Consider the following 8,845-nt stretch of genomic DNA (forward strand, 5'->3'; position numbering starts at 1 on the left):
TAAATGTTTCCAATATTAATTAATTATGCCATAACCCTTAATTCAGGGATTTTAAAATTGTAATTATTTTTTATTGAAAAATTCATTAATTTTTTTTCTTGTCTCTCCAGACGAAAATAGGAGGCCAAATAATGATGCCTCGTAATCCATGTCAATGTTAATTGAATTCATAAATGATTTATTTACAGCCCTTTTTGCAAATATAACAGTTTCTATAGGTTTTTTGGCAATCATGCTGGCAATCCTTAACGCCTCATTGTGTGGATCATCTGATATAATGTCAACAAGGCCAAAATTATAAGCTGTCTGTGCATCTATTTTCTCTCCGGTCAGTATCATGTAAAGTGCCCGGTTTCTGCCTATGACATGGGGAAGTATTACATTGCCACCGGCACCTGCGTTTACACCGATGTTTATTTCAGGCTGGCCCAGCTGGGCATTTTTACTGCACACCCTTATATCAGTGGATAATGAAAGTTCAAGGCCGCCACCAAGCACATAGCCATTTAAAACAGATATAACAGGAACATTATAATCTCTAAAATAAAATGCAAGTTCGTTTAATTTTCTATGGAAGGAATATGCATCAATTGGGTTTAAATCCCTGAACTGTTTTATATCTGCACCAGCTGAAAAATTCCTTTTACCCTCAATTATAACACACCTTGCGGTATCCTTTACCTCCTCCATGGCATTTTTTATATCATTGACCATGTCCAAGGTAAGGGTATTAAGCTTTTCCTCACGTTTAAAATAAATTATGGAAACATCGCCTGATACCAAATCTATGTTGTTATACATGAATATTTATAGCAAGAGTTACTTATATATTTTTTTATCAGGTCAATAAAAATGCATATTAACCAGATATTAATAATCGCATGTGGATTGCAGTAAAACGGCTATTGTATGTGCATCAATAAGCGGTATTAGGGTTGCAGATATAATTAATAATCACATGCATGCTAACGTTTATGTTCCATGCAGGTTAAAATATCCTGGGGATTTTCATTGTTATGATGATATTAAAAAGGAAATAAAATCCATATTCAATAATTATGATTGCATTATTATGGTTATGGCACTTGGTGCTGCCATAAGAATTATTGCGCCATTTTTAAGGAGTAAGTTTAACGATCCAAGAATCATATCTGTGGATGATAATGGAAAATTTTCAATCAGCATGATATCCGGACATCGCGGAGCAAATGACCTTGCATTATATGTTTCCGGCCTGCTTGGAGGTGAGGCAGTAATTACAACAGCATCAGAGATTTCCGGTGTAATGTCTCCGGAGGTTATTGCATATAAATACGGAATGAAAATAATGAATAAATCAAGAATTAAATATGTAACCTCTGAAATAATAAATAATGGCGGTTTTAGGCTAATAAACAGAACAGGCATCCATATAAACATTTCTGGGTCTGGGGGGAAAAATTACGGGATTATAATCACATATATTAAGGAGAAAAGCACAAATTTTGTCGTTATGGTTCCAAAAGTTCTTGTAATAGGAATAGGCTTCTCAACGTATGCAAATTTTAATTCACTTAAGGACCATATTAAATTTGTTTTTAAGCAAAAAGGATTTTATATTTCATCGGTTTATGCCATTGCAACAATAGATATAAAGTCAGATAACGATGATATTAAAAAAATTGCAAAATGGCTTAATGCCAGAATTTTCTTCTTTGATAATAATACATTAAATAAATATTCTTCCTACAGGTCTGAAACAGTTTATAAGTATACCGGTGCCTATTCTGTTGCCAATGCCGCCGCAAGGGTGGCATCAAATAATGGCAATGAGATTATACGTGCAGAAAAGTTTAAGGATGCTGTAATATCGGTGTTTGAATATGAAAATAAATAGCATTATTGTGGCTGCACCATCCAGTGGGTCTGGTAAAACAACCGTTTCAATGGGATTAATATACGCACTTAAAAAACTGGGATACAGCGTAAAGGCATTTAAAATTGGCCCGGATTATATTGATTCCGGATATCAGTCATTTGTTTCAGGAAATCCATCAGATAATCTGGATTCATGGATGGGATCAAGATCCATTGTAAGGGACATTTTTTTCAGGAAATCACAGGGTTATGATATTTCCATAATAGAGGGTGTCATGGGGCTCTATGATGGCAAGGATTATAATTCAATACGTGGCAGCACAGCCGAAATAGCTTCAATACTAAAAATTCCTGTTATTATTGTTATAGATATATCATCAATGGCCAGAACTGCAGCGTCAATCATAAACGGACTTAAATCCCAGGCCAGGGGTTTCAGGATAGCCGGGGTAATCTTAAACAGGGCGGGAAGTGATTATCACTGCTTAATTGTTAAAAAGGCAATAGAGTCATTATCAAATGTAAAGGTTCTTGGATGTATTAAAAAAAATAATGATTTAAGTTTAAGTTCAAGGCATCTGGGGCTTATTCCATATATAGAGGGTTACAGGAATAAGGATTATCTGGAATCACTTGGCAATGAAATTATAAAATCTGTGGATTTAAATTCTGTTCTTTCAATATCTAAAAAATCTCATTCAGGTAATTATAATGTAAAAGAAAGAAAGAACAGAAATATTAAAGTCTCCATAGGCGTGGCATATGACCGCGCGTTTAATTTTTATTATGATGAAAATCTAAAACTGCTTGAGCATTATGGTGCAGAAATAAAATATTTTAGCCCCATGGAGTCAGAAAATATCCCAGACGTGGATGGTATTTACATAGGCGGTGGATTTCCTGAGGTTTATGCCAGCGATCTGGAAAAAAATAAAACTGTATTAAAGGAAATTAAAAAGCTTGGTAATGATGGCATGCCAATTTTTGCAGAATGTGGCGGCTACATGTATTTATCAAAGTCAATAGAATATAATAATCAGAGGCATTTCATGGCCGGCATAATAGACTCTGATATTTATATGGATAAACTTGTTCTTGGATACCGCACTGTTGAATCATTATCGGACAACATACTCTTTAAAAAGGGTTATAAAATACGGGGTCATGAATTCCACTATTCAAAAATAAAATACAATGTGGAAAATAATTATGCCTATAATACCAGTTCAGGTCCGGATGGCTTTTATACCGAAAATATTCTGGCAGGATATTCACACCTTTACTTCCCGTCAAATAAAAAAATTCCTGAAAGATTTGTATCATCGTGCCATAAATATCATAAAAGGTAATAAGATCAGGACATTACCTGATCTATTGTAAGCATGTTAATTTGAATGTCCGTATTTAATTCCTTAAGCAGATTCCCTGTAAGTATGCCCACAACAGTATCTGATGCGTCAAGAACTCCCTTTTCCCGAAGTTTTTTAACACCTGCAAGTGATGTTGCCGATGCTGATTCGCAGCCAATACCCGCACGGTCTATAATTTTCTTTGCCTCAAGTATTTCAGCATCGCTTACCCTTTCAACAATGCCATGTGAGAATTCTATGGACCTTTTTGCCTTAATATAATTCACCGGATTTCCTATTTTTATGGCACTTGCAACCGTTTCCGCCCTTACGGGGTGAAGTGTTTCCTCATGGTTGTTTATATAATTATAGAATGGGCTTGCCCCCTCGGCCTGCACCGCTATAAGCCTTGGAACATAATCTATCATACCCATTTCCTTCATTTCTATGAGTGCCTTCCCAAATGCTGATGTGTTCCCAAGATTTCCTGCAGGAAATGATATAAAATCAGGCCTCATTTTTTCCATTATTTCATATATGATTGTCTTCTGGCCCTCAATTCTCCATGGATTAAGGGAGTTCAAAACATAAAAATCAGATCTTTTTTTTAGTGTTTCCCGGAGGTTTGACATGGCGGTATCAAAATCACCATCTATATTTACTATATTTGCCCCATATGAATATGCCTGAAGCAGCTTATTTTTTGATATCTTTTTGCTTGGTATAAACACATAGCTGTCTATTCCGGCATATGCACTGTAGCTTGCTGCAGATGCGGATGTATTGCCTGTTGAGGCGCATAATGTTTTTTTAAAGCCCTGCCTTATTGCCTCAGAAACTGCAACTGTCATACCACGATCCTTAAATGAACCTGTTGGATTTTCACCCTCATGTTTCATATAAATATTTTTAATTCCCGAGTATTCGGATAATTTCGGATGGTGATAAATATTTGTATCACCCTCCATTTTTGTAATAATCTGATTATTATTAAGGACAGGGTGAACAATTTCCTTATATCTCCAGACACCCTTCATTGATGTTTTTTTAAAATTTGCAATATCCTTCTGGATAACATCGAGTATGTTACCGCACCTATCACAAACATAGCTGTTCCTTTCAATTTGATACTCACTGCCGCAAACAGGGCATTTTAATATAGAATATGGCATCTAAGGGTTAATATTTATAAATATAAAATAGTTTTGCATTGCTATTAATATATCTATTTAAATGCTTAAAATATTCAAATTTAAACGGGCCAGAATACCCTTGCAAGTTCAACTATAACTGCCATGGCAATTGCTATGTATATTATAAGCTTTGGATCAAGGGCTGGACCCTTAATCTCCTCCTCATTAAAGTAACGTATTAAACCTGCCCCAGACTGAAAATTTTCATTCTGGTTATCCTTAGCCATAGTTTTATAAGTAATTGATGGGATTTAAATTTTTCTAATTTAATTTTTAGTGTTTCAAAAATTCCTTGAAATTACCTCGGGTGGACCTGCAACTTTTAGAAACACGGGTTTTGCATTAAAGTTTTTCGCCTCATCAGCCACCTTATTCATATTTTTCTTTTCAACAGCCACAAATACATTGGTACCACCGGTTACTATATATGCGTTCCAGAAGTTATTCTTCAGCTCCTTTACACGTTCAATGAAATTTTTCATTTCCCCTGTTATAATATGGACACCAACATCGTTTAAAAGTCTGTGGTAATCATCAGTATCATTCTCTGCCAGTTCAAAGATCTTTTTTATATTCCTTTCCTGAGCCAATTTCTCAAGTTCCTTTGCCTTTTTTTCAGAATTTTTTACCCTCTCCGGGTATTCTGGATGTTTAATTATATTTTTATGTATAACATCCGACGGTTGCCTATTATCACTGAAGTGGCATCCCACAATAACATAATCATCAAATGCATCTGCATCCAGAATATGGTCTGTGAGTGATTCCTTTCCATTTGCATGATTAATTGTTAATCCTCCATATAGGCTTCTGCCTGCACTTTCTGATATTTTTTGCAGATCATTTTCGAATGTAAATATGTTTATATTGTATTCAAAAATGGATTCTATGCATATACCTATGGCCGCAGCGCCGGCATCCGAACTCCCACTGAGAACATTAACATTCTCTGATATAAATGATATATTCATATCATCATCCTCACCGGCACGCATTAAAATCTCATGTTTGTACTTATCTATTACCCTAAATGGTGATCTTTCAGAATTCACATCAATATCCTTGCCATTTACGATTCCCTTTTTATTTTTTGATATATATAAATCAGTTTTAACATATATTTCATTATTTAGGCCTGTATAGGCTATTCCGGCTGTAGTATGCAATGGCAGTCTGTTTATTTCATCTGAAACGCCACCCAGAAGTATTATGCCTATTGTTGGATATGCCCTTGCCTCAACATATTTTGTATCCATGCGACCTAATTATCTTCAAATTTAAAGTATTTTCGTAATATATTTTTAAACTTTATTTAAATCAGCTTTTCGTCGAAATTATTACCGATACTATAATTAATGCGAAGCCAAGATACTGAACAGGTTTTAAAAAAATATTTAAAAACGTTGACGACGTAATGGCTGCCATAAACGGTTCCATTGTGGCCGCAATGGATGTTTTTGTGGAGCTTACTTTTTCCCTGGATGAAATTACCAGCCAGAAAGAAAGTGCAGTGCCAATAATCCCAATAAAGAGAATAAGTGAAATAACCCCAATAAATTCCGCTTTTATATACGAATCGAACAAATACATTTTATTTAATGAAAATGGAAGCGTCACTATTCCACCAATTAAAAGTGCATAGCCTATTGATGAGCTGCTACCATTTTTTGAGATTACATTACCGGACATTATTATGTATGCTGCAGCAGTTACAGCTGAGATCATTCCAAAAATAATACCGTAAATATTAATTAAAATATTTTTATCGCTAAATGGAAAACCAGAAATAAGTTCAATTAAACCAAATATTGCAAAGGCCGTCGAAATAATTATATATCTATCAACCCGAATAATTTTTTTAAAAATTTCATAAATGAAAATAATTGGCAGAAAAAGGTACTGTATAAGCGTTGCTGTTGCTGCATTTGTATATTTTATTGTTTCAATATATGAAATCTGTACGGGCATAAGACCGGCGAAGGTAAATACCAGAAAATTTTTTACATCCTTCCTTGGTATCCCTGCCCTGAATATTATTATAATAAAAATGCCACCTATTAACATGCGTAGCGATGACAGTAATATGGCGCTGAAATGGTACCTTATGAATAATGCAGATGAGGCCGTGCCCGAGAATCCCCAGAAAGAGGATCCAACCAATGCGTAAAGAAACCATTTCCCAGTTTTGCTGGACATACCGGTCAATTTCAACAATATATAAAAACTATTATTATGTCCATGTTCATTATTTTTTTAATATTTACAGAAATTATTATAATTTTTAAAACAAATATTTATATAAAGATATAAGTTTTATATTTATGGGAAAACTTTTGGGCTTAATCGCCGGTGGTATCGGTGTGGTCATGCTTTCATATTATATGGTATCACCGCTTTACTCACCACTGATAAACCTTCTTGGTCCATATCTTGGATATGGTCTCCCACTATTATTGGGCATCATTGGTCTCCTCGCAGGAAATCCCATACATTATTATGCAATAATGATAAGCTGGATTATAATAGGCATTATTGTTGGAATCAGCACAAGAAAAGGGCTCAGGGCCATGGGCACATCCATTTTATTGTATTCTTTAACATTTTCCTTTATGATCCTTGTGCTTATATCAGTTCTTGACATAACATCATATACCTCTGCAATTCCTGATATAACAGGCAGGGTGGAGAGAATATTATCCATATTACCAAATATGATTCCATACAATGTTAATTTAATAGATATAAAGAATGAACCACTAATTTCAACAATTTACAGCATAATTATTGCAGCAATAGGAAAAAATAATGCTGTGGCTTTAAATCCAGAAACAAGCATTTATGGTTCCTCAGGCATTTTTAACTACTCACTTGTATATCCTATTATAATTAATATTATAGAGAACCTGGCAATTGTTATTCTGGTTTCAGGTGTTATCGCCTCACTGTTTAAAAAAAGGCATAAAGGGATGGCCAGGGCTGAGGCCATAATTGTTGTAATTATAACATTAATTGTTATCTCATCATTTTTTGTAATTCCTGCCGGTATAAACCATGCAAATACAGAGGCAAATTCGGCTAATAATCTAAATAATGTGGGTATTCAGGCATCTATTAACATTATTACAGAGAATGGATCATTAATAAACACGGTGATTCTTGCCCAGAACAGTACTAATATTAATTCAAATATTATTCTTGCAGCATCCATATTAAGCAATAATCTTACATACATCTCAAATTCTATAGTACATCTGCCAATATCAGGGAACCTTAAAAAATTATTATCAATGGTACCATCAGGGCTTTTTGTTGTTGTTTCCAAAAATAATTATACTTTAGGCTCTGATGGAACCTCAGGGATCCTAAAAAACTCTGGAATTATCAATCCGCAGTTACTGCTTGCATACAATTATTCAAAATATAAATTATATGTTTATGGTCAGGATATCAATGAATCAAAATATATTAAAAATGTTATTAATAACTACAATTCTAATTTATCAATGTATAATATAATAAAAAAATATGATTCAGAAAATTTCAGGTCATCAGCCTTGATATATGGTTATGGCAATTATTCCCTACTTTTGGGTGGGAATAAAACCAGTGATAATGAAAGGTTTTTGGCCGGACTATTTGAAAATCCCAGTGTATTCCATTCCTCCGGTAAATATCATAAAATAAATATGTCAGATATAATTGGTTATAATTCCACAATTAATTTTAATGGGACTGTATCTGCCATTGGTGTAATTTATCCAGATTCCAGTAATAGTAAAACATCAATAAACTCAATTTTTTATTCAAATAATAAAAATTTTGTTTCTATTCTCAATGAAAGTACAAATACAACATATTATAATACGCAAAATTTTAATCCTGACCAGAGTAATATTTCCTTCAATTATACCTTTCCTGCATACCTGTATTTTAACGTTAAAATCAGTGAGAATAATCATGTGGCCACAGTAATTAATGAGGTTCAAAACCGGGATAACTCGACATTATATTATCTTAATATATCCGAGGATTACTTTATTGAAAATTATGAAAAAACCGGATCATTATCATTAATTTCTGGAAATTCTGATATACATAATATTACACTAAAACCTGGTGAATACTATAATTTTACATATAAGATTAAATTAAATGGGCCTGGAGAATTTGTAATTCCCTATGCCAATATATCATATAATATGGATAACAAATCATTTAATCTTCATTCACAGGAATACCTTATTAAAAGCCCAAATGAAAAATTAATAACTGTTTATAACTCTGCGCTTGGATCATTTTTTAAAATTCTGGGCATTAACATTCTGGCAGAATCAATATTTGCAAATATTACAATCTTCGATTTAATAATCCTTTTGATATTAATTCTTGCCATATTTATTGAAATCAAAAAGAGAAACAGATAATAAAATAATTTTTCTTTAATTA

The 8,845-nt window shown here is 33.5% G+C and carries 8 protein-coding genes; 3 read left to right on the top strand and 5 right to left on the bottom strand.

The window, feature by feature from the left end:
• Nucleotides 1-63 precede the first annotated feature (63 nt).
• Complete coding sequence (locus tag AOG55_RS05235) at nucleotides 64-801, bottom strand: enoyl-CoA hydratase/isomerase family protein (protein ID WP_055041004.1); 738 nt, start codon at nucleotides 799-801, stop codon at nucleotides 64-66.
• An 82-nt stretch (nucleotides 802-883) separates the two neighbouring features.
• Between AOG55_RS05235 and AOG55_RS05240 the strand changes: the two genes are divergently transcribed.
• On the top strand, nucleotides 884-1,876 hold the full coding sequence (locus tag AOG55_RS05240; RefSeq protein WP_055041005.1) for a cobalt-precorrin 5A hydrolase: 993 nt from the start codon (nucleotides 884-886) through the stop codon (nucleotides 1,874-1,876).
• A complete protein-coding gene (locus AOG55_RS05245) occupies nucleotides 1,863-3,206 on the top strand; it encodes a cobyrinate a,c-diamide synthase (RefSeq protein WP_048101136.1) in 1,344 nt (447 codons plus the stop codon). The genes AOG55_RS05240 and AOG55_RS05245 overlap by 14 nt, the downstream gene beginning before the upstream one ends.
• Before the next feature lie 5 nt (nucleotides 3,207-3,211).
• Here the strand turns inward: AOG55_RS05245 and thrC are convergent, their stop codons facing one another.
• From thrC to AOG55_RS05265, 4 genes are all read right to left on the bottom strand, one after another.
• Complete coding sequence (gene thrC, locus AOG55_RS05250; RefSeq protein ID WP_055041006.1) at nucleotides 3,212-4,378, bottom strand: threonine synthase; 1,167 nt, start codon at nucleotides 4,376-4,378, stop codon at nucleotides 3,212-3,214.
• An 80-nt stretch (nucleotides 4,379-4,458) separates the two neighbouring features.
• Nucleotides 4,459-4,626, bottom strand: coding sequence for a preprotein translocase subunit Sec61beta (locus AOG55_RS05255; RefSeq protein WP_048101138.1), 168 nt, complete (start codon nucleotides 4,624-4,626; stop codon nucleotides 4,459-4,461).
• Between the two features lie 54 nt (nucleotides 4,627-4,680).
• Nucleotides 4,681-5,655 (bottom strand): mevalonate-3-kinase, encoded by a 975-nt coding sequence (locus AOG55_RS05260; RefSeq protein ID WP_055041007.1) that lies wholly within the window; start codon nucleotides 5,653-5,655, stop codon nucleotides 4,681-4,683.
• A 61-nt stretch (nucleotides 5,656-5,716) separates the two neighbouring features.
• Nucleotides 5,717-6,595, bottom strand: coding sequence for an EamA family transporter (locus AOG55_RS05265; RefSeq protein ID WP_055041008.1), 879 nt, complete (start codon nucleotides 6,593-6,595; stop codon nucleotides 5,717-5,719).
• Nucleotides 6,596-6,720: 125 nt separating this feature from the next.
• Here AOG55_RS05265 and AOG55_RS05270 point away from each other — a divergent pair, with 125 nt between their 5' ends.
• The gene (locus AOG55_RS05270) at nucleotides 6,721-8,823 is read left to right on the top strand and encodes a hypothetical protein (RefSeq protein ID WP_048101141.1); all 2,103 of its coding nucleotides are present in this window, start codon (nucleotides 6,721-6,723) and stop codon (nucleotides 8,821-8,823) included.
• Nucleotides 8,824-8,845: the final 22 nt, after the last annotated feature.

It is taken from the genome of Acidiplasma cupricumulans (assembly GCF_001402935.1).
In the GTDB taxonomy this organism is placed as follows: domain Archaea; phylum Thermoplasmatota; class Thermoplasmata; order Thermoplasmatales; family Thermoplasmataceae; genus Acidiplasma; species Acidiplasma aeolicum.